The 22,423-nt window shown below is 65.4% G+C and carries 25 protein-coding genes; 7 read left to right on the forward strand and 18 right to left on the reverse strand.

The window, feature by feature from the left end:
• The 3 genes from ACK3BB_RS20135 to ACK3BB_RS20145 all read left to right on the forward strand — a co-directional run bounded on the left by ACK3BB_RS20135 (position 1) and on the right by ACK3BB_RS20145 (position 2,770).
• Entirely contained in the window at positions 1-966 is a 966-nt protein-coding gene (locus ACK3BB_RS20135; RefSeq protein ID WP_428926428.1) for an ABC transporter permease, read from the forward strand.
• Positions 967-1,058: 92 nt separating this feature from the next.
• Positions 1,059-1,979, forward strand: a complete 921-nt coding sequence (locus tag ACK3BB_RS20140) for a sulfite exporter TauE/SafE family protein (RefSeq protein WP_428926429.1) — start codon at positions 1,059-1,061, stop codon at positions 1,977-1,979.
• Positions 1,979-2,770 carry a TIGR02186 family protein gene (locus ACK3BB_RS20145; protein ID WP_428926430.1) on the forward strand — a complete coding sequence of 264 codons (792 nt, stop codon included), beginning with the start codon at positions 1,979-1,981 and terminating at the stop codon, positions 2,768-2,770. Before ACK3BB_RS20140 ends, ACK3BB_RS20145 begins: the two co-directional genes overlap by 1 nt.
• A gap of 70 nt (positions 2,771-2,840) precedes the next feature.
• On the opposite strand, the gene ACK3BB_RS20150 is transcribed toward ACK3BB_RS20145, so the two are convergent.
• The 6 genes from ACK3BB_RS20150 to ccrA all read right to left on the reverse strand — a co-directional run bounded on the left by ACK3BB_RS20150 (position 2,841) and on the right by ccrA (position 8,327).
• A complete protein-coding gene (locus tag ACK3BB_RS20150; protein ID WP_428926431.1) occupies positions 2,841-3,572 on the reverse strand; it encodes an SDR family oxidoreductase in 732 nt (243 codons plus the stop codon).
• Positions 3,569-5,101 (reverse strand): ATP-dependent DNA helicase, encoded by a 1,533-nt coding sequence (locus tag ACK3BB_RS20155; protein WP_428926432.1) that lies wholly within the window; start codon positions 5,099-5,101, stop codon positions 3,569-3,571. Before ACK3BB_RS20155 ends, ACK3BB_RS20150 begins: the two co-directional genes overlap by 4 nt.
• A 42-nt stretch (positions 5,102-5,143) precedes the next feature.
• On the reverse strand, positions 5,144-5,782 hold the full coding sequence (locus ACK3BB_RS20160) for an acyl-homoserine-lactone synthase (RefSeq protein ID WP_428926433.1): 639 nt from the start codon (positions 5,780-5,782) through the stop codon (positions 5,144-5,146).
• A 140-nt stretch (positions 5,783-5,922) separates the two neighbouring features.
• The gene (locus tag ACK3BB_RS20165; RefSeq protein WP_428928772.1) at positions 5,923-6,642 is read right to left on the reverse strand and encodes a helix-turn-helix transcriptional regulator; all 720 of its coding nucleotides are present in this window, start codon (positions 6,640-6,642) and stop codon (positions 5,923-5,925) included.
• Positions 6,581-6,799 (reverse strand): hypothetical protein, encoded by a 219-nt coding sequence (locus tag ACK3BB_RS20170; protein WP_428928773.1) that lies wholly within the window; start codon positions 6,797-6,799, stop codon positions 6,581-6,583. The genes ACK3BB_RS20165 and ACK3BB_RS20170 overlap by 62 nt, the downstream gene beginning before the upstream one ends.
• 238 nt (positions 6,800-7,037) lie before the next feature.
• Positions 7,038-8,327, reverse strand: a complete 1,290-nt coding sequence (ccrA, locus tag ACK3BB_RS20175; RefSeq protein ID WP_428926434.1) for a crotonyl-CoA carboxylase/reductase — start codon at positions 8,325-8,327, stop codon at positions 7,038-7,040.
• Between the two features lie 330 nt (positions 8,328-8,657).
• On the opposite strand from ccrA, the gene ACK3BB_RS20180 reads away from it, so the two are divergent.
• From ACK3BB_RS20180 to deoD, 3 genes are all read left to right on the forward strand, one after another.
• On the forward strand, positions 8,658-10,625 hold the full coding sequence (locus ACK3BB_RS20180) for a protein meaA (RefSeq protein WP_428926435.1): 1,968 nt from the start codon (positions 8,658-8,660) through the stop codon (positions 10,623-10,625).
• 144 nt (positions 10,626-10,769) lie between these two features.
• A complete protein-coding gene (locus ACK3BB_RS20185) occupies positions 10,770-11,099 on the forward strand; it encodes an H-NS family nucleoid-associated regulatory protein (protein ID WP_428926436.1) in 330 nt (109 codons plus the stop codon).
• 318 nt (positions 11,100-11,417) lie between these two features.
• Positions 11,418-12,122: a purine-nucleoside phosphorylase gene (gene deoD / locus ACK3BB_RS20190; protein WP_428926437.1), complete on the forward strand. Its 705-nt coding sequence runs from the start codon at positions 11,418-11,420 to the stop codon at positions 12,120-12,122.
• A 16-nt stretch (positions 12,123-12,138) separates the two neighbouring features.
• Here the strand turns inward: deoD and ACK3BB_RS20195 are convergent, their stop codons facing one another.
• The 3 genes from ACK3BB_RS20195 to ACK3BB_RS20205 form a co-directional block, all read right to left on the reverse strand.
• On the reverse strand, positions 12,139-12,987 hold the full coding sequence (locus ACK3BB_RS20195) for an urea carboxylase-associated family protein (RefSeq protein WP_428926438.1): 849 nt from the start codon (positions 12,985-12,987) through the stop codon (positions 12,139-12,141).
• A 199-nt stretch (positions 12,988-13,186) separates the two neighbouring features.
• Positions 13,187-13,336 (reverse strand): hypothetical protein, encoded by a 150-nt coding sequence (locus ACK3BB_RS20200; protein WP_428926439.1) that lies wholly within the window; start codon positions 13,334-13,336, stop codon positions 13,187-13,189.
• 128 nt (positions 13,337-13,464) lie between these two features.
• Complete coding sequence (locus tag ACK3BB_RS20205; protein WP_428926440.1) at positions 13,465-14,637, reverse strand: type III PLP-dependent enzyme; 1,173 nt, start codon at positions 14,635-14,637, stop codon at positions 13,465-13,467.
• A gap of 292 nt (positions 14,638-14,929) precedes the next feature.
• Between ACK3BB_RS20205 and ACK3BB_RS20210 the strand changes: the two genes are divergently transcribed.
• Positions 14,930-15,376 carry a GNAT family N-acetyltransferase gene (locus tag ACK3BB_RS20210; RefSeq protein ID WP_428926441.1) on the forward strand — a complete coding sequence of 149 codons (447 nt, stop codon included), beginning with the start codon at positions 14,930-14,932 and terminating at the stop codon, positions 15,374-15,376.
• A gap of 60 nt (positions 15,377-15,436) precedes the next feature.
• On the opposite strand, the gene ACK3BB_RS20215 is transcribed toward ACK3BB_RS20210, so the two are convergent.
• From ACK3BB_RS20215 to ACK3BB_RS20255, 9 genes are all read right to left on the reverse strand, one after another.
• Positions 15,437-16,219, reverse strand: a complete 783-nt coding sequence (locus ACK3BB_RS20215) for a succinate dehydrogenase iron-sulfur subunit (RefSeq protein WP_428926442.1) — start codon at positions 16,217-16,219, stop codon at positions 15,437-15,439.
• 69 nt (positions 16,220-16,288) lie between these two features.
• Positions 16,289-17,164, reverse strand: coding sequence for a hypothetical protein (locus tag ACK3BB_RS20220; protein ID WP_428926443.1), 876 nt, complete (start codon positions 17,162-17,164; stop codon positions 16,289-16,291).
• Between the two features lie 76 nt (positions 17,165-17,240).
• Positions 17,241-19,046, reverse strand: a complete 1,806-nt coding sequence (gene sdhA / locus ACK3BB_RS20225) for a succinate dehydrogenase flavoprotein subunit (RefSeq protein WP_428926444.1) — start codon at positions 19,044-19,046, stop codon at positions 17,241-17,243.
• 14 nt (positions 19,047-19,060) lie between these two features.
• Positions 19,061-19,432 carry a succinate dehydrogenase, hydrophobic membrane anchor protein gene (gene sdhD, locus ACK3BB_RS20230; RefSeq protein ID WP_428926445.1) on the reverse strand — a complete coding sequence of 124 codons (372 nt, stop codon included), beginning with the start codon at positions 19,430-19,432 and terminating at the stop codon, positions 19,061-19,063.
• 12 nt (positions 19,433-19,444) lie between these two features.
• Positions 19,445-19,828, reverse strand: a complete 384-nt coding sequence (sdhC, locus tag ACK3BB_RS20235; protein ID WP_428926446.1) for a succinate dehydrogenase, cytochrome b556 subunit — start codon at positions 19,826-19,828, stop codon at positions 19,445-19,447.
• Between the two features lie 214 nt (positions 19,829-20,042).
• Complete coding sequence (locus ACK3BB_RS20240; protein ID WP_428926447.1) at positions 20,043-20,252, reverse strand: hypothetical protein; 210 nt, start codon at positions 20,250-20,252, stop codon at positions 20,043-20,045.
• A gap of 383 nt (positions 20,253-20,635) precedes the next feature.
• Entirely contained in the window at positions 20,636-21,664 is a 1,029-nt protein-coding gene (locus ACK3BB_RS20245) for a MaoC family dehydratase (RefSeq protein WP_428926448.1), read from the reverse strand.
• On the reverse strand, positions 21,665-21,871 hold the full coding sequence (locus tag ACK3BB_RS20250; RefSeq protein WP_428926449.1) for a DUF1737 domain-containing protein: 207 nt from the start codon (positions 21,869-21,871) through the stop codon (positions 21,665-21,667).
• A complete protein-coding gene (locus ACK3BB_RS20255) occupies positions 21,868-22,422 on the reverse strand; it encodes an NnrU family protein (protein WP_428926450.1) in 555 nt (184 codons plus the stop codon). Before ACK3BB_RS20255 ends, ACK3BB_RS20250 begins: the two co-directional genes overlap by 4 nt.
• Between the last annotated feature and the right edge of the window lies 1 nt (position 22,423).

A 22,423-nucleotide genomic window follows, 5' to 3' on the forward strand; every position in this document is an offset into this window, starting at 1 on the left:
ATGGATTTTCTCACCCTCATCCAGGTCCTGGATTCCACCATCCGCCTTGCCACGCCGCTGTTGCTGGCCTGCCTGGCCGGGCTGTTCTCGGAACGCGCGGGCATCTTCGACATCGGGCTGGAAGGCAAGATGCTGGCCGCGGCCTTCCTGTCGGCCGCCGTGGCCTATGTGACCGGCTCGGTCTGGCTGGGCCTGCTGGCCGGCATCGCGGCCTCGCTGATGCTCAGCCTGCTGCACGGGCTGGCCTCGATCACCTTTCGCGGCAACCAGCTGATTTCCGGCGTGGCGATCAACTTCCTGGCCTCGGGCCTGACCGTGCTGGTCGCCCAGGACTGGTTCAGCCAGGGCGGGCGCACGCCGTCGCTGACCGGAGGCGGGCGGTTCACGGGCATCACCCTGCCCTTTGCCGAGGCGCTGGACGGCGTGCCGATCATCGGGCCGATCTATTCCGAGCTGATCTCGGGCCATTCGATCCTGGTCTACATGGCCTTTGCCCTGGTGCCCCTGACCTGGTGGGTGCTCTACCGCACGCGGTTCGGCCTGCGCCTGCGGGCCGTGGGCGAAAACCCGGCGGCCGTCGATACGGCCGGGATCTCGGTCAAGGGCCTGCGCTTTGCGGCGGTGATGATCTGCGGCGTGCTCTGCGGCATTGCCGGGGCCTACCTGTCGACCGCCCTGCAGGCCGGTTTCGTCAAGGAAATGACCGCCGGGCGGGGCTATATCGCCCTGGCCGCGCTGATCTTTGCCAAGTGGCGGCCCTGGCACGCGCTCTGGGCCTGCCTGCTGTTCGGCCTGCTGCAGGCAATCGCCCTGCGCTACCAGAACATCAACCTGGGCGGCCTGGTCATCCCGGTGCAGGTCATGGACGCCCTGCCCTATATCCTGACCGTGGTCATCCTGGCCGGCTTCGTGGGCAAGGCCATCCCGCCCCGCGCCGGCGGCGAGCCCTACGTCAAGGAACGCTGACCCAAACCCGGCCCGGGGCGGGCCCGCGCCTGCCCCGGCCCGCCAAGAACTGAGGGGGTGCAATGGCGCGCCCCCGCGCCTAGTGTGGATCCATGCAGGTTTACCTTCCCGTCGCCGAAGTCTCGGTCAATGCCTTCCTGATCCTCGGGCTCGGGGGGCTGGTCGGCGTCCTGTCGGGCATGTTCGGGGTCGGCGGCGGCTTTCTGGCCACGCCGATGCTGTTCTTCATCGGCATCCCCCCGGCCGTGGCCGTGGCCACCCAGGCCAACCAGATCGTGGCTTCGTCGGTCTCGGGCCTGCTGGCGCATTTCCGAAGGCGGACGGTGGATTTCAGGATGGGCACCGTGCTGCTCGTCGGCGGGCTGGTCGGTTCGGCCAGCGGGATCTCGATCTTCAACTACATGAAGAGCCTGGGCCAGGTCGACCTGCTGGTCCAGCTGTCCTACGTGGTGTTTCTGGGCATCGTCGGCGCGCTGATGTTCGTCGAAAGCCTGGTGGCCATCCGCCGGGCGCGCAAGGTCGGGCCCAAGAAGCCGCGCGACCGGCGGCACAAGGGCTGGATCTATGCCATGCCCTTCAAGATGCGCTTTCGCACCTCGGGGCTGTACATCTCGGTCATCCCGCCGCTGCTGGTCGGGGGCATGGTCGGCGTGCTGTCGGCGATCATGGGCGTGGGCGGAGGCTTTGTGATGGTGCCGGCGATGATCTACCTGCTGCACATGCCGACCAAGGTTGTCGTGGGCACGTCGCTGTTCCAGATCGTCTTTGTCGCGGCCTTCACGACGATGCTGCATGCCACGACCAATTACACCGTCGATGCCATCCTGGCCCTGCTGCTGCTGATCGGCGGGGTGATCGGCGCCCAGTTCGGCACCCAGATCGGGCTGCGGCTGAAGGCCGAACAGCTGCGCATCCTGCTGGCCAGCCTGGTCCTGCTGGTCTGTGGCAAGCTGGCGCTGGACCTGCTGTTGCGGCCGGGCGAGCTTTATTCCCTGAACCCGGTGCTGAACTGATGCGCGGGCTGCTGCGGGCCATGGTGCTGGGCCTGGGGCTGGCGGCCGGGGGCGCCGGGCTGATGGCGCCGCTGCCGGCCCGGGGCGAAGAGGTCGTGCTGGGCCTGTCCAGCGACCGGGTGTCGATCACCACCAGCTTCAACGGCTCGCAGATCCTGGTCTTTGGGGCGGTCAAGCGCGAGGAGGCGATCGTCGAGGATCCGCCGCTGGAAGTGGTGCTGACCGTGGCCGGGCCGTCGCAGCCGGTGATGGTGCGGCGCAAGGCGCGACGGGCGGGGATCTGGGTGAACACCGATGCGGTCGAGGTCGACCGGGCGCCGAGTTTCTACGCGGTGGCCAGTTCAGGCCCGCTGGCCCAGGTGCTGAGCGCGACCGAGAACCTGCGCCACAACATCACCATCGACCGGGCGATCCGGTCGGTCGGCGCGCCGGCCCATATCCGCGACGCGGCCAATTTCACCCGGGCGCTGGTGCGCATCCGCACCGCCGAGGGGCTTTACCAGCGGCTGGAAGGGGGCGTGGCGATCGACGAGCACACGCTGTTCCGGTCGTCGATCTCGATGCCGGCGAACCTGACCGAAGGGTCTTATGTCACCCGGATCTTCCTGACCCGGGCGGGCGAGGTCGTGTCGCAATACGAGACGATGATCGAGGTGCGCAAGGTCGGGCTGGAACGCTGGCTCTACAACCTGTCGCGCGAGCAATCGCTGATCTACGGGCTGATGTCCCTGGCCGTGGCCGTGGCGGCAGGCTGGGGGGCGTCGGCGGCGTTCTCTCTGCTGCGGCGTTGAGCCAGGCGGCCACGCCCGGCCGGATATTTTCGAAGAGAACGAAGCAGGGGCGCGGCGCCCCTGCCCCGGGTCAGCCGCGGCCGATATAGGGCATCTTGGTGGCCATGACGGTCATGAACTGGACGTTGGCCTCCAGCGGCAGGTTGGCCATGTACATCAGCGCATCGGCGACGTTCTGTACATCCATCGACGGGTCGGGCTCGCGGCCGGCGGCGATCTGGCGTTCGTTCTGGGCGGCGACCATGTCGGTGCGGGCATTGCCGATGTCGATCTGGCCGCAGGCGATGTCGAAGGGCCGGCCGTCGAGGCTGAGCGTGCGGGTCAGGCCGGTGACGGCATGTTTGGTCGAGGTATAGCAGACCGAGCCTTCGCGCGGGACATGGGCCGAGATCGAGCCGTTGTTGACGATGCGGCCGCCCTGCGGGTCCTGGGCGCGCATGTGGCGAAAGGCCTGGCGGGCGCAGAGGAACATGCCGGTGAGGTTGACGTTGACGACCTGCAGCCAGCTGTCGACGGGCACTTCGTCGATCGGGCCGGCATGGCCGAACATGCCGGCATTGTTGAACAGCATGTCCAACCGGCCGGTCTGTGCGACAAAACGGTCGAAGGCGGTTTCGACCTGGTCCGGGTCGGTCACGTCGCAGGGCAGGACGATGGCATTGGCCCGGTCCCCGGCCAGGTCCTGCAACGGGGCCTCGCGCCGGGCGATCAGGCCGGTCGTCCAGCCGGCGTCGAGGAAATGGCGGGCCGTGGCCGCGCCGATGCCCGAGCTTGCCCCGGTGATGATGATGGTCTTGTTCATGGTTCCTCCCCTTCCAGTTCGAGCGCCGCGGCAGGGGCAGCGCGCAGGTCTTCGGTGCTGAGCGGCATGGTCGGCTTGGCCAGCCGGTTGCGCACCACCCAGATCAGGCGCTCCTGCGCCCGGGTGATGGCCACGTAGGCCAGCCGTTTCCACAGCGGCTGGCCGGCCTCGGTCCGGCCCATGCGGGCGGCGGCATAGAGATCGGGGGCAAAAACCTGGACGGTGTCCCACTGGCTGCCCTGGGCCTTGTGGATGGTCACCGCCGCGCCGTGCAGGAAGGCCGCGCCCATGCGGGCGGCATAGGGGATGAAGGGCTCTTCCTCGTCGGGTTTCTCGATCTTGACGATCGAGGCGGCCGAGACCTGGGGATCTTCGGCGCCGATGACATGCAGGCGCGAGAAGCCGGGTTTCCGGCCGGGGCCGAGATAGACAACCTGGGCGCCCTTGATCAGCCCGCGCGCCTCGAGGTCGAGCCGGCGCTTGCGGTGTTTCATGGGCAGCTCGATCCCGTCGCAGATCAGCGGCTCACCGGGCAGCAAGGCGTCTTCGGGCGCGTCGTAGACCGCGCGGAAAGCATTGATCAGGCGGATGCGCGTGGCATTGCGCCAGACCAGGACCGGCGAACGGGCCATCAGGTCGACCTCGACGCGCTGGCCCCAGACCACGCGGTCGTCCTGGCGGGCCTTGTCCTCGACCATGCGCTCGAAATCCTCGAACCCGACCGCCGGATCGGCCAGGGCATGGGCCAGGTCGAGGATCGGGTTGTCGGCTTCCTGGCGGTGGATGCGGTTGAGGATCAGCTTGCGCGGTTCAGGCAGGCCTTCGAAGACCATCGAGCCGGATTGGTTGACCGGGGCCAGCTGGGCCGGGTCGCCAAAGAGCAGCAGGGTGGGAAAGATTTCCTTGAGATCGGCGAACTGGCGGTCGTCGAGCATCGACGCCTCGTCGACGAAACCGATGTCCAGCGGATCTTCACGGCGTTTCCAGCCGGTGATGAAATCCGACCCGCGCAGGCCGATGGCGGCCAGCGTCGCGGGGATCGACTTGTTCTTGGCATAATAGGCCACGGCCCGGTCAAAGGCCTCGTCGGTCAGCCCTTCGATCTCGGGGCGCTCTTCCTCGTTGCCGGCCAGCCATTCGGCCAGCTTTTCGTATTCGGGGTCGTAGACCGGGGTGTAGAGGATGCGGTGGATCGTCGTGGCCGGCACGCCGCGGAAGCGCAGGACCGAGGCGGCCTTGTTGGTCGGTGCCAGGATGGCCAGGGTGCGGCGGTCGGACTTGCGGCGGCTTTCGTAATCGCCCGAGACCACGTCGACCCCGGCCTCGGCCAGCGCCTTGTAGAGCTCGGCCAGCAGCAGGGTCTTGCCCGAGCCGGCCTTGCCGATCACGGCGGCCACCCCTGCCCCGTCGGCCTTGGCCTGGATCATCAGACCGTCGGACAGGTCGACACCCGCCCGTTGCAGCATGTCGGCCACGGCATCGTAAGCCGTGGCCTGGTCGTCGGAAAAGGTAAGCATGGGCGCCGTCATGGCGCGACCATAAGGCCGCGCCGGGGCGGGCGCCAGATGGGCTTAGGCCGATTTGGCGAACATCGGGCGGATCGCCCCGCCAAAGTCGCGATCGAACCAGCGGCGCGAGATGGCCGGCGAGATCCTGGCGCGCACCGCCACCCGGGCGCGGGCCTCGGCGGTGAAGTCCCACAGGCCGACCGACACCTGGTCGCGGCCTTCGCCCTGGCTGCCCAGCACCTCGGGCGAGGCACCGATGGCGCGGTAGATGCGGGTCATGCGCTTGTCGAAGACACCGACGAAATGGCGGATGCCGAAACCGGTCATGATCTCGCCGCCGCCCAGCATCAGCGCTGCGGCAACGGTGCTGCCGGCGTCCCTGGACAGGCAGAACCGGGTGCATTCCCAGATCAGCGGCGAGACCACCGTGCCGCCGCCCAGGACATGGGTGAAATGGTCGTTGACCATGGTCGGGCCGGTCGTCGGCAGGAAGCGCATCGAGCCGCCGTGGCGGCCGTCGGCGTTCTGCCAGATGACATAGAGCGGATCGAGCGCGTCATAGCCGTCGCGTTCCTGGCCCTGTGCATCGACCTCGACGGGCCAGCCGAGGCGGTCGCGGAACTGGCAGGCGCGGTCCTGGAACATCGAGCGGGCCAGGTCGGGATGCCGGTGCAGATCGTGAGCGTAGATATAGCGCAGCATTGGTTGTCCCCTTCGTCATGCGATGGGGAAAGCCTGCGCTTATCATGGTTAAGGACAGCCGCGCAGGGCGGCCGGTGCGTTAACCATTGGCCGCGCAACAGGTGGGCGGCGGGCGCGGTCCGGGGCCGGACGACGGCCTGTCACACCACGATCAGCCCCCGGGCCAGGGCCCGGGCCACGGCATGGGTGGTGTTCATCGCGCCCAGCTTGAACCGGGCGCTTTCGATATAGACCCTCAGCGTATGTTCCGAGATCGTCAGCGCGTCGGCGGTCTGGGCCCGGCTGTATCCCATGGCCAGCAGGGTCATGGCATCGATCTCGCGCGGCGACAGGGTCTGGGCGGCTTCGGGCTGGCGGGTCGGTTCGAATTCCAGCGCCTTGCGGTTGAAGTAATGGGCGATCAGGATCAGGTCGCGGCTGTTGGCTTCGGTAAAGGCCGCCCATTCGTCGTCGTCGCAATCGTGGCTGACCGTGAACAGCGCGAATTGCCCGTTCGGCCCGCGGATCGGCACCGAGAACCCCTGGTTGCCGACACCATAGGCCTGGGCCTCTTGCAGGAAGGCCCGGGCCGCCTTGCCCGACCAGTCGAGCCGCTTCCAGTCGACCGGGTGGAACCGCTTGTAACAACCGATGATCACCGGATCGACGCGGATGTAGTTCTGTTGCAGGTACCTTTGCCGCCAGGCGTCGGAATAGGTGCCGCACCCGTATTGATCGCCCGCGCTGTCGACCCAATGGTAGACGACATGATTGATGCGATAATGCCCCTGTATCGCCTCTGTCGCCTTCTGGAGCCCGTCAAGCTCGTTGGTGGCGTCCAGCGCCTCCAGTATGGTGTTCAGCGCGCTCTGCCGCGCCAATTTCGAGCCGTCCACGCGTGTTCTCCGCCTGTGACGCAATCTCGGCCGCCGCGATGAGAGTGGCATCGTCCAGTTGCTCGGCCAGGGTTGTCATGCCGTTCGCCGTGGCAAAGGATTTGAGGTCGGCGAGAACGTCCAGTATCCAATCGTTCTGCATGGTCAAACTCGCTCCTAGAGGGTTAATGAAGAATTAACACAACTGTAGCACGAGCCGCATTGTTAGGAAATTCGCGGGTTTTTACTCCCCAGATCCGGTGAGGGGGGCCCGCGGCAAGCCGTTGATATGCCGCCAGCGGGTCCGAGAGGCGAAATCGCCCGCTCTTGCGAACGGGCGATTCGGTCGTCTCATCGCCCCTTGCAGGGCGCCGCGCGGCTCACCACCGCAGGTTGCGCGGTCAGCGGCGCCCGGCTTCCAGCGCGTCCTCGAAGGTGCGCAGGCCGGTGCGCGGTGCCTGGACCAGCACCGACATGTTGCCCGGCAGATGCTCGTTGCGCAGCATCTTCATATGGGCCGCCGGCAGGTCCTTCCATTCAAAGACCTCGGACATGCAGGGATCGAGCCGGCGCTCGAGCATCAGCTTGTTGGCCGCCGCCGCCTGTTTGAGATGGGCGAAATGCGAGCCCTGCAGGCGTTTCTGGTGCATCCACATGTAACGCACGTCGAAGGTGCAGTTGAACCCGGTGGTGCCGGCGCAGATGACAACCATGCCGCCTTTCTTCACCACGAAGGTCGAGACCGGAAAGGTCGATTCGCCGGGATGTTCGAAGACGATGTCGACGTTGTTGCCCTTGCCGGTGATGTCCCAGATCGCCTTGCCGAACTTGCGCGATTCCTGGAACCACTCGGCATATTCCGGGGTGTTCACCGTCGGCAGCTGGCCCCAGCAATTGAAATCCTTGCGGTTCAGCACGCCCTTGGCGCCCAGGCTCATGACAAAATCGCGCTTGGTCTCGTCCGAGATCACGCCGATCGCGTTGGCCCCGGCCGTGTTGACCAGCTGGATCGCATAAGACCCCAGACCGCCCGACGCGCCCCAGACCAGCACGTTCATGCCGGGCTTGAGTTCATGCGGCGGGTGGCCGAACAGCATGCGGTAGGCCGTGGCCAGGGTCAGCGTGTAGCAGGCCGCCTCTTCCCAGGTCAGGTGCTTGGGCCGGGGCATCAGCTGCTGGGCCTGGACCTTGGTGAACTGGCTGAACGACCCGTCGGGGGTTTCATAGCCCCAGATCCGCTGGCTGGGCGAGTACATCGGGTCGCCGCCGTTGCATTCCTCGTCGTCGCCGTCGTCCTGGTTGCAATGGATGACAACCTCGTCGCCCACTTTCCAGTTCTTGACGTTCGACCCGACGGCCCAGACGATGCCCGACGCATCGGAGCCGGCAATATGATAGGGCGCGCCGTGGCCGTCGAAAGGCGAGATCGGCTTGCCCAGGCCCGCCCAGACACCGTTGTAGTTCACGCCCGCCGCCATCACCAGGACCAGCACGTCATGGCTGTCCAGCTCGGGAACCTCGACAACTTCCTGCAGCATTGCCTTGTCCGGCTCGCCGTGGCGTTCGCGCCGGATGGCCCATGCGTACATCTGCTTGGGCACATAGCCCATCGGGGGCATTTCGCCCATTTCATACAGGTCTTTTTCGGGCGCCTCGTATTGGGCGATGCCGCTTTCGGTGTCCAATGCCATCGGAGCCTCCTGTTGCTCATCGGTGTCGTGCCGCGGCGCAGAACGCGCCGGTCAGAGGATGACCTAAAAAGGTTCGCGCAACATTGCAACACCAAATCGACGTGTTTTGTAATTTTATGACCCAGCGACCGCAGAAAGTGCCTTCGCAGGCGCGGCATACGCGGGGAAATGCCGGTCGGAGCCCCCGGATCGGCCCCAGGACGCGGTCAAGAGAGGCCAACCACCGATTATCAGCCTGCGCCGCGTTGCAGCGAATTGACAAGGGTTGATAATTTCGGTTTAGACGCATCACACGCAAGATTATTTCAATCTTTAAGCCGAGAGCCCGTGATGACCGAGACAAAGAAAGACCGCCCCTGGCTGATCCGTACTTACGCCGGCCATTCCACCGCCAGCGCGTCCAATGCGCTCTACCGAGGCAACCTGGCCAAGGGCCAGACCGGGCTTTCGGTGGCCTTCGACCTGCCGACCCAGACCGGCTATGACAGCGACCACGTGCTGGCCCGCGGCGAGGTCGGCAAGGTCGGCGTGCCGGTCTGCCACCTGGGCGACATGCGTGTCCTGTTCGACCAGATCCCGCTCGACCAGATGAACACCTCGATGACGATCAATGCCACGGCGCCCTGGCTGCTGTCGCTTTACATCGCCGTGGCCGAGGAACAGGGCGCCGACATCTCGACCCTGCAGGGCACCGTTCAGAACGACCTGATCAAGGAATACCTGTCGCGGGGCACCTATATCTGCCCGCCCAAACCCTCTTTGCGGATGATCGCTGACGTTGCGGAATACTGCTATTCCCACGTGCCGAAATGGAACCCGATGAATGTCTGTTCCTACCATCTGCAGGAAGCCGGCGCGACGCCGGAACAGGAGCTGGCCTTTGCGCTGGCCACCGGACAGGCCGTCCTGGACGAGTTGCGCCCCCGCGTTCCGGCCGAGGATTTCCCGGCGCTGGTCAGCCGCATTTCCTTTTTCGTCAATGCGGGCATCCGATTTGTGACGGAAATGTGCAAGATGCGCGCCTTCGTAGATCTCTGGGACGAGATCTGTGAAAATCGCTATGGCGTAAAGGATCCGAAATTTCGACGTTTCCGTTACGGCGTCCAGGTCAATTCGTTGGGGTTGACGGAACAACAGCCGGAAAACAACGTTTACCGTATTCTCATCGAAATGCTTGCGGTGACCCTGTCCAAGAAGGCCCGGGCCCGCGCCGTGCAGCTCCCGGCCTGGAACGAGGCCCTTGGCCTTCCCCGCCCCTGGGACCAGCAATGGTCGATGCGGATGCAGCAGATCCTGGCCTTTGAAACCGACCTGCTGGAATATGACGACCTCTTTGATGGCAACCCCGCCGTGGACCGCAAGGTCGAGGAACTGAAGGCCGGAGCGCGCGCCGAACTGGCCAATCTCGACAGCATGGGCGGGGCCGTGGCGGCAATCGACTACATGAAATCCAGACTTGTCGATTCGAACGCCGACCGTTTGAATCGGATCGAGGCTGGCGAAACCGTCGTCATCGGCGTCAATCGCTTCACGGCCTCCGAACCTTCGCCCCTGCTGACGGGCGACGGCGGCATCATGGTGGTCGACCCTGCGGTCGAGGAAGAGCAGATCGCCCGCCTGCAATCCTGGCGCTCGGAACGGGACGAAGCGGCAGTGGCCAAAGCCTTGGAATCGTTGCGCGAAGCGGCGGTCACCGGGGCCAACATCATGCCCCCGTCCATAGCGGCGGCCAAGGCCGGGGTGACCACCGGTGAATGGGCCGAGGAAATGCGCCGCGCCCATGGCACCTATCGCGGCCCGACGGGCGTGTCGCGCGGGGTGTCGAACAAGACGGAGGGACTTGACGATATTCGCTCTATGGTTGATCTTGTCAGCGACAAGCTCGGCCGCAGGCTGAACTTCCTCGTCGGCAAGCCCGGCCTGGATGGCCATTCCAACGGGGCCGAGCAGATTGCCTTCCGGGCCCGCGATTGCGGCATGGACATCACCTATGACGGCATCCGCCTGACCCCGGCGGAGATTGTTGCCCGGGTGAAGGAAAACGACAGCCACGTGCTGGGCCTGTCGATCCTGTCCGGCAGCCATCTGCCGCTGGTGCGCGACGTGCTGGCCCGCCTGCAGGAAGACGGCCTGGGCCATGTGCCGGTGATCGTCGGCGGAATCATTCCCGACGAAGATGCCGAGGCCCTGCGCGCCGCCGGTGTTGCCCGGGTCTATACACCAAAGGATTTCGAGCTGAATTCCATAATGCTGGATATCGTCCGGCTGGCGGATCCGGCTTCCGTTGCTGCGGAATAATTTTCCGCTTTGGTGTCCCAGATGCGAAATAGCGTCATTTACTTTCCCGGCGACAATTAGCCAAAAAAAGTGAATTGACGCTATTCTCTTTCTCGCCGCGCCATCTATAATTAAATCGTGCGCTGGGGATAAGAAGGAGAAACAATGCCTATTGACCTGACCACCATGACAAGCCGAGAACTTGAAGATCTTCGGATACAGGTAGACACCGCTCTCAAGGATGCCGTTTCGCGGGAACGGGCGCAGGCGCGCCAGGCCGCGGAAAAGGCAGCTGCCGAGTTCGGTTTCTCTCTTTCCGACGTTCTCAACGGGCTGGACGGAAATCGGCGGAAGAGCGACGAAAAGACTGTTTCGCCGCCCAAGTACCGCAACCCCGACGACCCGACACAAACCTGGACCGGTCGCGGCCGCAAGCCCGGTTGGTTCAACGATGCGCTTGCCAATGGTTCCGCGCCCGAAGATCTGGAGATCTGAGGACGCCCGTAGCGAGTAAGCGCAGCGGGGACGTGACCGGACCGCAATTCCGACCACGCCAGATCCGCTGCGCTTTATACCCCGCCTGACAGGGCACCCCGTTACCGGCCCGGATGGGCACCCGACCACCCGCCCCCAAAAGGGCACCGCATACCCCCGCCCGACAGGGCAACTCACCAGACACGCACAGACGAAAACCGGCCCTCGGCCGGTTTTTTGTTGCGTGGCGGCAGGAGCGAAGTGGACTTGACGCCGCGGGTGCTTTGAAATCCTGTCGCGCCCAATCGCGGAACACAGACCAGCAAAGGAACGCGCCCCATGACCATCCATATCGGCGCCGCCGCCGGAGACATTGCCGAAACCGTCCTGATGCCGGGCGACCCCTATCGCGCCCGCTGGGCTGCCGAGACTTTCCTCGACGCGCCCAAGCTGGTGAACGAGGTTCGCGGCATGCTGGGTTACACCGGCACGTGGAACGGCCACCGGGTCACGATCCAGGGGTCGGGCATGGGCATGCCGTCGCTGTCGATCTATGCCAACGAGCTGATCCGCGACTACGGGGCCAAGACCCTGATCCGCATCGGGTCCTGCGGGGGCATGCAGACGCATGTCAACATCCGCGATGTCATCGTGGCCATGAGCGCAACCTCGATCAGCACGCCGTCGCTGGGCATCTTCAAGGAGCTGAACTTTGCCCCGACGGCCGATTGGTCGCTGCTGAAGGCCGCCGTGGTTGCGGCCGAGGCCAAGGGCACGCCGACCCATGTGGGCGGGATCTATTCCGCCGATGTGTTTTACGACGAACGGCCCGATCTCAACGAACAGATGGTGCGCCACGGCATCCTGGGCGTCGAGATGGAAGCGGCCGAACTCTACACGCTGGCCCTGCGCCACGGCTGCCGGGCGCTGGCCGTTCTGACCGTGTCCGACCACCTGCTGACCGGCGAGGCCCTGCCCGCCGAGGATCGCGAGAAGAGCTTTGGCGACATGGTCGAAATCGCCCTGACGGCGGCCTTCGCCTGACCGCAAGCGGGGCGGCTCAGCCCGCCCCGTGCGTGCCGTCGTAGCCGTTGGACAGCGGCGGCGCCCAGCCGTCCAACGCGCCTTCGGCCGGGGCAAAGACCTCGACCAGCAGGGGGTGACAGGCGGCCGTATCGCTGGAATGCTCGGCCGAACAATCGCCCCCCGGGCAGGCGCTGAGCGCGCCCAGCAGGTCGATCTCCGCGAAGAATTCCAGGTAATCGCCGGGGCGCACCGGGCTGGCCTTCATGAAGTACTGGCCGGTGTCGCGGGTGAACCCGGTACACATGAAGACGTTCAGCACGTCATGCACCAGCGGCTCGGCCTCGGCCCGGCTCAGCCCGGTATGGGTGGCCAGAGCGCGGGTCAGGTTGGAATGGCAGCAATGGTGGTACTGGCTGCCCGACAGCAGGTTGCCGGTATAGGGATCGCAGCGCGTGCCGATCACGTCATGCACCGAGCCGCCAAAGGCATCGATGCCATACCAGCCCAGCGTGTCGGCGATGATCGTGGCCATCGGGCGCAGCGCCGGGAACGACGACCACATCCGCTCGCCCGTGGTCAGGTGGGTGCCATGCAGGGCGCGGGTCTTGCCGGAATAGAATCGCTCGCCCAGGTCATGGGCATTCCACAGGTTCAGATCGCCGACCTGCGGCCCTTCGACCGACGTGATGCGGAACATATGACCGGCGGCCACGGTGAAACAGGCGGCCTCGCGCGCGGGAACCAGCGTTTCGGAGACCTTCCGCGCCCCCTGTCGTGCCGCGCGATAGAGGTCCAGATCGGGGCGTGGGAGGGTCTGCGTCGGATAGCAGATCACCGGCGCGACGGCACGGCGTTGCTCTGCATCTTCGGGGGGCGGAAACATCGGCCGGTCCTGCGCTTGGGGCGGTTCGGCAGAGCCTAACAAGGCCCGTGGCCGGGGACCAGAGCGGGCCATGGACACGGCCCGGGGGACGATCGGCGCCGGCAATCCGAGCCCCTGCCCCATGCGGCACGGCCGGCCACAAAATGAAACGGCAGCAAGGATCCGCCGGGGATCATGCTGCCGTGAGCGTCAGGGCCATTCAGGCGGCTTCGTGATACTGGAAGAGCTCGGGCTCTTTGTCGTCCAGTTTCAGCGCCGGCTCGGGCGTGTAATAGGTCCAGGCCTCGGCCAGGATGTCCAGCGCCTCTTCGGCAGAGGTCTTGGCGGGTGCGTTTTTCGACAGATCCATCAGGAACTCCGTAAGTGTCAGAGCTCCTCCCTGTCCGTTCATGTAGGCCGTGTGACAGCCGGGGTCACCCGACAATGCTGCATTGCAGGCATTCATTTGCCGCAACGCAGCATCGCGCGGATGTGACCTCAGAGCACCACGACGTCGAGCGGCGGGAAACCGTTGAACCCGACCGAGGCATAGCTCGAGGTATAAGCGCCGGTGTTGCGGATCACGATCCGGTCGCCGGCGGTCAGGCCCAGGGGCAGCTGGACCGGGGTTTTCTCGTAGAGCACGTCGGCGCTGTCGCAGGACGGGCCGGCCAGAACGCAGGCGCCGGTGGGCTCGTGGTCGCGGTCGGTCGTGAACTGGTAGCGGATCGCCTCGTCGATGGTTTCGGCCAGCCCCGAGAACTTGCCGATATCCAGGTAGACCCAGCGATGCAGGTCATTGGCCGATTTCTGCGACACCAGCAGCACCTCGGCGGCAATTGCCCCGGCATTGGCCACCATGCCCCGGCCCGGCTCGGCCATGATCTCGACCGTGTCGCCGAAACGGGCGCGCACCATGGAAATGACCGACGCGGCATAAGGCGTCGGCGCCTCGACCACTTCGCCGTAGAAGGCCGGGAAACCGCCACCGATGTTGAGCAGGCGCAGGTCATGGCCGGCCGCCAGGGCGGCATGCCAGGTGCCGGCCACCTCGTCCAGCGTCGGGCCCCACATCGCCGCACGGCGGGTCTGCGAACCGACGTGAAAGCTGAAGCCCACGGGCACCAGACCCAGCGCAACGGCGCGGTCGAGCAGCGACAGGGCCATCTGCCGGTCGCAGCCGAACTTGCGGCTGAGCGGCCAGTCGGCCTCGGAGGCTTCGACGATCAGGCGGATGTAGACCTGGGCGCCCGGCGCATGATGGGCGATCTTGACCAGTTCTTCTTCGGCATCGGCGGCAAAGAGGGTCACGCCGGCACGATGGGCAAAGGCAATGTCCGAAGCCCGTTTGACCGTGTTGCCGAACGAAATGTGATGGGCGGGCGCGCCGCGCGACAGGCACAGCTCGATCTCGCCGCGCGATGCGGCGTCGAAATGGCAGCCCAGGCCGACCAGCGTTTCGATGATCTCGGGCGCCGGGTTGGCCTTGACGGCATAATGGATGCGGGCCTGGCCCAGGCCGGCCTGCAGCGCATGGAAATTGTCGGCCACGACAGCGGTGTCCAGAACCAGCGTCGGGCGCTCGAACGTGTTCAGGGCAATGAAGGCTTCGACACGGGAGAGATCGCGTGCGCGATCGCGCACCGAGAATTCGGTTACGTAGGCGGTCATGGTCATCTCCAATAGACCCGGCCATCTATGGCCGCTCAGTTCCACGGGAGACGTTACCGTCGCTACATAACCCTAGGGCCTGTCAGAGCACCGTTTCCGGTTGTCCCCGACCCTTCCGACAGAGGCGCGTGCGTTGGCGTCTTGAGCGCGCATATCGGGCCAAACGGCGAGTCGATCAAGAGGGTTTTTCATGCCCGAGTGCAGATTTTTTCGCGCCGCCGTTCATGTTGCGTTAAAGACTCGATCCGGTTGGCTGCGCCCCCTCGCCAGGACCACAGAAAGGACAGGCATGATGTCCCCAATCACCACCGCCTTGGCCAGCGCTAACGATGCGGACCGGCTGGCCGACATCCGGGTGGAGGCCATGCGACCCAGCCTGCAAGCGGCGGGCCGGTTCGACCGGGATCGCGCGCGGGCCCGCTTTCTTGTTGCCTTCCGACCAGAGGACACGCGCCTGATCCTGGCCGCTGGTGTCGTGATCGGTTTCGTCGTGGTCCGGCACAGGGATGACCACATGTACCTGGACCAGCTCTGCGTTTCACCGGCCCACCAGGGAGGCGGGGCTGGCCGGCATATCGTTCGGATGATCCAGGACGAGGCGCGCTCTGAAGGCCTGCCCCTGCGCCTGATGGCGCTGAACGTCAGCCGGGCCAACGCCTTCTATGTCTCTTGCGGGTTCAGGGCCCTGTCGTCGGACGCGCTTGATACCCAGTACGAATGGCGGCCCGACGCGCCCTAGGCCGAAACGCAAAAACCCCCGCCGTTTCCGGCAGGGGCCTTGTTTCGAAGGGGCCGCAGGTCAGGCGACCCGGTCGACCATCATCTTCTTGATCTCGGCAATCGCCTTGGCCGGGTTCAGCCCCTTGGGGCAGGTCTTGGCGCAGTTCATGATCGTGTGGCAGCGATACAGCTTGAACGGATCTTCCAGCTCGTCCAGACGCTCGCCGGTGGCCTCGTCACGGCTGTCGATGATCCAGCGATAGGCATGCAGCAGCGCGGCGGGGCCGAGGTACCGATCGCCGTTCCACCAATAGGACGGGCAGGACGTCGAGCAGGACGCGCACATCACGCATTCATAGAGGCCGTCCAGCTTCTTGCGGTCCTCGATGGATTGCTTCCATTCCTTGGCCGGCCGGTTGGTCTTGGTTTCCAGCCAGGGCATGATCGACGCATGCTGGGCGTAGAAATGGGTCAGGTCGGGGATCAGGTCCTTGACCACGGGCATGTGCGGCAGCGGGTAGATCTTGACCGTGTCGCCCTTGATCTCGTCCAGGCCGAAGATGCAGGCCAGCGTGTTGCCCCCGTCGATGTTCATCGCGCAGGATCCGCAGATGCCTTCGCGGCAGGACCGGCGGAAGGTCAGCGTCGGGTCGATCTCGTTCTTGATCTTGATCAGCGCGTCCAGAACCATCGGACCGCACTTGTCCATGTCGAGGAAATAGGTGTCGACACGCGGGTTCTCGCCGTCGTCCGGGCTCCAGCGATAGATCTGGAACTTGCGCACGTTCTTGGCACCTTCGGGCTTGGGCCAGGTCTTGCCGGTGCGGATACGCGAGTTTTTCGGCAGCGTGAATTCAACCATGTCTCGTCTCCTGGTGCGCGTCACCGGCGTGGTTGAACCGGAAACTCTGGGGTCGGAACCGATGGGTCATCAGCGGACTCCTTCGGGCAGATGGAAAGTCAGCCCGGCCGTTTCGGCCAGGCGCAGGATTCGTTCGGCATCGGCCGGGAAATGCGCGGCGATGCGCTCGGCCAGGTCCGGCTCGTGGGCAACAAGCCAGAGCAGCAGGCCGAATTCGGGATCGTCGGCCAGCATCTCGGCGCGGCGGTCGGTGGCCAGCGCCCGGGCATCCCGGGCGTCAGGCTGAAAGGATGACCCGCCGCCATAGCGCTGGACCTCGCCCAGGCCCAGGTCACGGGTGTCGAGGCCCAGGGCCTGCAGGGTGTCGCGGCGATAGCCCTCGGACGCGATCCAGCGATCATAAAGCACCGCGTGCACCGCGCCGGGGCGCGAAACCAGCTCCAGCGCCCGGCCGTAGGTGCGGCAGGCATTGGTCATGATCCGGGCCCGTTCCATGGCACCGTAGCGGCTGTTGCCCTTGATCTTGCGCAGCAGCGACGCCGCCCAGTTGAGGAACCCGCGGTAGATGACCACCACCTGTTCCTCGCTGTCCCAGATCGGCCGGGGGCAGGCCAGGTCGCGGTCGCCGGGCATGGCATCCTCGACCGACACGATGGTCAGCGGACGGGGCCCGGCCTGGGCCAGCGTGGCACCCAGATCGTTCAGCTCGTCCGTCACCCGCACCGGGGCACCCCCACGGCGCAGCTCCAGGCTGCGGTGGCTGGCCAGCGGGTCCTGGGCCTTCTTGCAATTGTTCAAGAAGACCGCGTTGCCCCCCGGCGCATTGCGCAGAAAGCCATCCAGGATCGCATGGTTGCCCGAACGCCGCATGCCAAACACCCGCAGCACCGGACCGGGCCGGAAATCGGGCGCAAGCGACGCTGCCGGGCGGACGGCCATGTTCATGCCATCCCCCGTTGCCGTTCCCTGCCGGACAGAGGGCCGCGCGGCGCGGCGTTGCGGCCCCCGGTCGCCGGCATCATCAGAAGGTCCGTGCCTTGGGCGCGATCTTCTTCAGCGAGATGCCGCCTTCGTCTTCGGTGGTCAGCGGATCCAGGACAACCGGACGATATGTAAGGTCGACCTTGTTGCCCTCGACCCGGCTGATCGTGTGGACACGCCAGTTCTCGTCGTCACGCGTGGAATAATCCTCGTGGGCATGCGCCCCGCGGCTTTCCTTGCGGGCCTCGGCGCCATAGATCGTGGCCAGCGCGTTGGGCATCAGGTTGGTCAGTTCCAGCGTTTCCATCAGGTCCGAGTTCCAGACCAGCGAGCGGTCGGTGACCTTGAGGTCGTCCAGCTTGGCGGCGATCTCGGTCATCTTGACCACGCCTTCTTCCAGCGTCTTCGACTCGCGGAACACGGCGGCGTCCGATTGCATCGTGCGCTGCATTTCCAGCCGCAGGTCGGCCGTGGGGATGCCCCCGTCGGCGTTGCGGACGGTGTCGAACCGGTCAAAGGCCTTGTCGATCGACGCCAGGTTCGGCGCCGGCGTCGGCGCGGCGGGGTTGACGACCTTGCCCGCCCGGATGGCCGAGGCGCGGCCAAAGACCACGAGGTCGATCAGCGAGTTGGACCCAAGGCGGTTGGCACCGTGCACCGAGGCACAGCCGGCCTCGCCCACGGCCATCAGGCCCGGCACGATCGCATTCGGGTCCTCGGCCGTCGGGTTCAGCACCTCGCCCCAGTAGTTCGTCGGGATACCGCCCATGTTGTAGTGCACGGTCGGCAGAACCGGGATCGGCTCCTTGGTGACGTCCACGCCGGCAAAGATCTTCGCCGATTCCGAGATCCCCGGCAGCCGCTCGGCCAAAGCTTCGGCCGGCAGGTGGTTGAGGTTCAGGAAGATGTGGTCCTTGTGCTCGCCCACGCCGCGGCCTTCGCGGATCTCCATGGTCATCGAGCGCGAGACATAGTCACGCGGCGCCAGGTCCTTATACTGGGGCGCATAGCGCTCCATGAACCGTTCGCCTTCGGAGTTGGTCAGGTAACCGCCCTCGCCCCGTGCGCCTTCGGTGATCAGGCAGCCCGAGCCGTAGATGCCGGTGGGGTGGAACTGCACGAATTCCATGTCCTGCAGCGCCAGGCCGGCCCGCGCGACCATGCCGCCACCGTCGCCGGTGCAGGTATGGGCCGAGGTGGCCGAGAAATAGGCGCGTCCGTAACCGCCGGTGGCCAGAACGACCATCTTGGCGTTGAAGACATGCATCGTGCCGTCGTCGAGCTTCCAGCACACCACGCCCTGGCACACGCCGTCGTCGGACATGATCAGGTCGATGGCGAAATACTCGATGTAGAATTCCGCGTTGTTCTTCAGCGACTGGCCATAAAGCGTGTGCAGGATCGCGTGGCCGGTCCGGTCGGCGGCGGCGCAGGTGCGTTGCACCGGGGGGCCTTCACCGAATTCGGTGGTGTGGCCGCCGAACGGGCGCTGATAGATCTTGCCCTCTTCGGTGCGCGAGAACGGCACGCCGTAATGTTCCAGCTCGTAAACCGCCTTGGGCGCTTCGCGGGCGAGGTATTCCATCGCGTCCGTGTCACCCAGCCAGTCCGACCCCTTGACGGTGTCGTACATGTGCCACTGCCAGTTGTCCGGGCCCATGTTGGACAGGGACGCGGCGATGCCGCCCTGTGCGGCCACGGTGTGGGAACGGGTCGGGAAGACCTTGGTCACGCAGGCCGTGCGCAGCCCCTGCTCGGCCATGCCGAGGGTTGCCCGCAGCCCGGCCCCGCCGGCGCCCACGACCACGACGTCATATTCATGCGTCTCGTATGTGTACTCAGCCATTGCTTCCAGGTCCTTCAGAGCGCGAGTTTGACGAGGGCGAACAGCCCGGTGGCGATGATCACCCAGGCGACGGCACCCGCCGCGACAAAGGCGATCTTGCCTGCCACGCCATGGACATAGTCGACGATGGCGTCCTGCACCTCGTGCATCATGTGCAGCACGCCGACCACCAGGGTCAGCGCGGCGATGACGGCCGGGAACGGCCGGCTGTAATAGGCCAGCACCTCTTCATAGCTGCCCCCCAGGGCCGAGCCGAAGGTGAAGATGAACAGCGGCACAAGCACGACAAGTGCGGCCGAGCTGATCATCATCTGCCAATGTTCATGGGTGCCCGCCCGTGCGGATCCGAGCCCCTGCGCGCGCTTGCGATCGGTCAGAAATCTCATGGTTGGGGCTCCTTATACGACGATGGCCGTGAACAGGGCGAGAACGGTGGCGCCCACCAGCATGGCGATCGACATCTTTTCGGCGATCGGGATTTCGACGGCATAGCCGAGGTCCCAGATCACGTGCCGCAGCCGGCCCAGCATGTGGTACCACAGCGCCCAGGCAGCACCGAACATGACCAGGTCACCGAGGAAGCTGGTCAGCAAGCCATCGACGATCTCGAAGGCGCGCTCGGAGGTGGCCGCCGACAGCAGCCAGGCCACGACCAGGATCGCCAGCCCGTAGCAGGCGATGCCCGTGATCCGGATAAGAATGGAAGTGATGGCGGGCAGAGGCATCCTGTAGACTTGCAGGTGCGGCGACAGGGGGCGATTGCCGCGGTTCACGTCGGCCATGGCGTGTCCTTTCCGTTGGATACCCCTGTTCTACGGTTTTTTGCGCGACTGTCACGGCACGACGCTGCCGTGCAGCGCGGTTTTTTGGCGCGGATTGTCACTTTTTACCACGTTGTGATCACACTTTTGATTTGTGTGATCACAAAGATCTAGGTGAGTGATTTTGTCGGGAATTGCCCGGCCGCAAGCGGGTGATTCCCTGCGGGCGAAAGGCTCAGTCCTGCCACATGCCCATGCGCGAGAGCGCGGCGACCGCCCGGTCGCGTTCGTCCTTGGCGCCATCCAGAACCGCGGCGTTCAGCTTCTGGACAAACGCCCCCAGCTTGCGCGTGCGCGACAGCTCGGACATCAGCCCGAAGACCTCGCCATCACTGCCCATGTTCAGGATATGCTCCGCCGGAGTCGTTTCCACCGAGTCATACATTCGCAGAACTCCCATGCCCAAGCGTGAGCATATTAACTATTTTTCATTTTCGTGACAATGCCGGCTGCTGCGCTGCAGAATTATCCACAATGATTGCCGGCACTTGCGCCAAATGCCGCCGATATCGCGGTTTCTGCCTGCGCGGCTGTGGATAACCCCGGCACGACGCCCATGTAACAGGCGGTTTCCGCCCGGCTCACCCGCCCTTCCGGCGGGGTGTCCCCGGGAATCACCTGCATCGCCTTGCCACCCGGCCGGGCCGTGGGCGCCGGCATCGGGGCCGTTGTCTTGCAGGTGGTCATGACTGGTCTGCCTTTCCCGGAAACGGCAGAGCCGCGGTCGTGCCGCGGCTCTTAATCCGTCCGGTCAGCGAAGGAAAGACGTCAGATCGGCATCAGGGCCCAGTAGTCGAGATCCAGCAGCACCTCGGGCTTGTAACGTCCGTCCTCGCCCCGCAGGTCGAAAGGCGCGCCGCCCTTGGTGGCCACCAGCCGCAGCCGGATCGCGCCGACGCCGGGCGCGGCGGTCTCGGCCTTGTCCAGCACTTCCGACCAGGCGCGGATCGTGTCGCCGGCCAGGCAGGGATTGGCATGGGCCCCGGCATTCAGCCCGACGATCATCTGGGCATTGGCCAGCCCGTTGAACGACAGCGCCCGGGCCATCGAGATGACATGACCGCCATAGATCAGCCGGCCTTCGGGGCGCTGGGTCAGGTCGAAATGCACCTTGGCCGTGTTCTGCCACAGCCGCGTGGCCATCATGTGTTCGGCCTCTTCGACCGTCACCCCGTCGACATGGTCGATCGTCTCGCCGACCTCGTAATCGCCCCAGCGATGCGGCTCGCCGGCCTGGGCGAAATCGTAGCCCGTGAAATCCAGCCCCTCGGGGATCACCAGGTCGGCCGGGTCCAGCACCGGTTTCAGCGTGGGAACGACCGTGTCCGGCGCCGGCGCGGCCGGGTCCTTCTTGCGCACCATCACCCAGCGGCAATAGTCCATGACCGGCGTGCCATGCTGGTTGCGGCCCGTCGTGCGGACATAGACCACCCCGGTCTTGCCATTGGAATTCTGTTTCAGGCCAATGACTTCGGATTGCGACACCAAGGTATCGCCAGGATAGACCGGATGCAGCCAGCGGCCCTCGGCATAGCCGAGATTGGCCACCGCATTCAGCGACACATCGGGCACGGTCTTGCCAAAGACCACGTGGAAGGTGACCAGGTCGTCCAGCGGGCTGGCCGGCAGGCCGCAGGACCGGGCAAATTCATCCGACGAGAACAGCGCATGCCGCGCCGGGTAGAGCGCATGATACAGCGCCCGCTCGCCGCCCGACACGGTGCGCGGCACCGCATGGGTCAGCACGTCGCCCACGGCGTAATCCTCGAAGAACCGTCCCGCGTTGGTCTTGGCCATTCACTGTTCTCCCAGTTTCATCTCGGGGGTGTAATCGCCCTCGATCTCCTTGGTCACGGCCTGGCCGCAGCGCATCACGCCATTGGCCGCGTCGAAAGCATAGGTGGGCGCGCCATGCAGCACCCAGCCCTTGGCCAGCGCGGCCGAGACCTTGTGGCAGAACGCGGATGTGTCGTCTTCGGTGAGGAATCTGTAGATCGTTGTCATGAGCCAAACGGAGATGGGCCGACGAGGCCGTGAATGAAGCCAATGACCGCCATGAGGACGATCGAGGCGGCGAAGAACATGGCATCCTTGCCATAGGTGCCGGGTGCCGGCGGGGTCCAGTCGGGGTCGGCCGCTGTCAGCACACGCATTTCGACCAGCGCCCAGGCCAGCAACCCGCCGAACAGAACAATGGCGGCCAGGTCGCCGTTGACCAGCAGGTGGGCAAGGGCCCACAGCGCGAAACCGGTCAGCATCGGGTGGCGCATGCCGTTCAGCAGGCGGCCCTTCTTGGGCGCGGGGCTCATCATGAAGATGGCCACCAGCACGATCAGGTTGTTGAGATGCACCAGGAAGGTCGGCGGATACCAGATGTTGACGAAGGGCGTGGCCCGGAAGCCGAAGATCATCAGCACGACGGCCAGGCCCAGGGCGATGGCCACATGGCCCCTGCCCCGATCCCCCAATGCCGCGCGCCGCTCGGGCGCCATGCGTTTGAACAGATGCGCGGCCCACCAGAGCCCCACGCCGATTACCAGTACCACCCAGCCCATA

The sequence above is a fragment of the Marinibacterium sp. SX1 genome (genome assembly GCF_050389775.1).
Taxonomy (GTDB): domain Bacteria; phylum Pseudomonadota; class Alphaproteobacteria; order Rhodobacterales; family Rhodobacteraceae; genus Marinibacterium.

Coding starts and splice junctions, on each gene's coding strand:
- ACK3BB_RS20205 (WP_428926440.1), bottom strand. CDS start 14,637: ATGACCGCCTACGTAACCGAATTCTCGGTGCGCGATCGCGCACGCGAT.
- ACK3BB_RS20240 (WP_428926447.1), bottom strand. CDS start 20,252: ATGTATGACTCGGTGGAAACGACTCCGGCGGAGCATATCCTGAACATG.
- deoD (WP_428926437.1), top strand. CDS start 11,418: ATGACCATCCATATCGGCGCCGCCGCCGGAGACATTGCCGAAACCGTC.
- ACK3BB_RS20220 (WP_428926443.1), bottom strand. CDS start 17,164: ATGAACATGGCCGTCCGCCCGGCAGCGTCGCTTGCGCCCGATTTCCGG.
- sdhD (WP_428926445.1), bottom strand. CDS start 19,432: ATGAGATTTCTGACCGATCGCAAGCGCGCGCAGGGGCTCGGATCCGCA.
- ACK3BB_RS20135 (WP_428926428.1), top strand. CDS start 1: ATGGATTTTCTCACCCTCATCCAGGTCCTGGATTCCACCATCCGCCTT.
- ACK3BB_RS20155 (WP_428926432.1), bottom strand. CDS start 5,101: ATGACGGCGCCCATGCTTACCTTTTCCGACGACCAGGCCACGGCTTAC.
- ACK3BB_RS20200 (WP_428926439.1), bottom strand. CDS start 13,336: ATGGATCTGTCGAAAAACGCACCCGCCAAGACCTCTGCCGAAGAGGCG.
- sdhC (WP_428926446.1), bottom strand. CDS start 19,828: ATGGCCGACGTGAACCGCGGCAATCGCCCCCTGTCGCCGCACCTGCAA.
- ACK3BB_RS20140 (WP_428926429.1), top strand. CDS start 1,059: ATGCAGGTTTACCTTCCCGTCGCCGAAGTCTCGGTCAATGCCTTCCTG.
- ACK3BB_RS20250 (WP_428926449.1), bottom strand. CDS start 21,871: ATGACAACGATCTACAGATTCCTCACCGAAGACGACACATCCGCGTTC.
- ACK3BB_RS20210 (WP_428926441.1), top strand. CDS start 14,930: ATGTCCCCAATCACCACCGCCTTGGCCAGCGCTAACGATGCGGACCGG.
- ACK3BB_RS20185 (WP_428926436.1), top strand. CDS start 10,770: ATGCCTATTGACCTGACCACCATGACAAGCCGAGAACTTGAAGATCTT.
- ccrA (WP_428926434.1), bottom strand. CDS start 8,327: ATGGCATTGGACACCGAAAGCGGCATCGCCCAATACGAGGCGCCCGAA.
- ACK3BB_RS20150 (WP_428926431.1), bottom strand. CDS start 3,572: ATGAACAAGACCATCATCATCACCGGGGCAAGCTCGGGCATCGGCGCG.
- ACK3BB_RS20145 (WP_428926430.1), top strand. CDS start 1,979: ATGCGCGGGCTGCTGCGGGCCATGGTGCTGGGCCTGGGGCTGGCGGCC.
- sdhA (WP_428926444.1), bottom strand. CDS start 19,046: ATGGCTGAGTACACATACGAGACGCATGAATATGACGTCGTGGTCGTG.
- ACK3BB_RS20195 (WP_428926438.1), bottom strand. CDS start 12,987: ATGTTTCCGCCCCCCGAAGATGCAGAGCAACGCCGTGCCGTCGCGCCG.
- ACK3BB_RS20255 (WP_428926450.1), bottom strand. CDS start 22,422: ATGGGCTGGGTGGTACTGGTAATCGGCGTGGGGCTCTGGTGGGCCGCG.
- ACK3BB_RS20215 (WP_428926442.1), bottom strand. CDS start 16,219: ATGGTTGAATTCACGCTGCCGAAAAACTCGCGTATCCGCACCGGCAAG.
- ACK3BB_RS20170 (WP_428928773.1), bottom strand. CDS start 6,799: ATGCAGAACGATTGGATACTGGACGTTCTCGCCGACCTCAAATCCTTT.
- ACK3BB_RS20245 (WP_428926448.1), bottom strand. CDS start 21,664: ATGGCCAAGACCAACGCGGGACGGTTCTTCGAGGATTACGCCGTGGGC.
- ACK3BB_RS20180 (WP_428926435.1), top strand. CDS start 8,658: ATGACCGAGACAAAGAAAGACCGCCCCTGGCTGATCCGTACTTACGCC.
- ACK3BB_RS20160 (WP_428926433.1), bottom strand. CDS start 5,782: ATGCTGCGCTATATCTACGCTCACGATCTGCACCGGCATCCCGACCTG.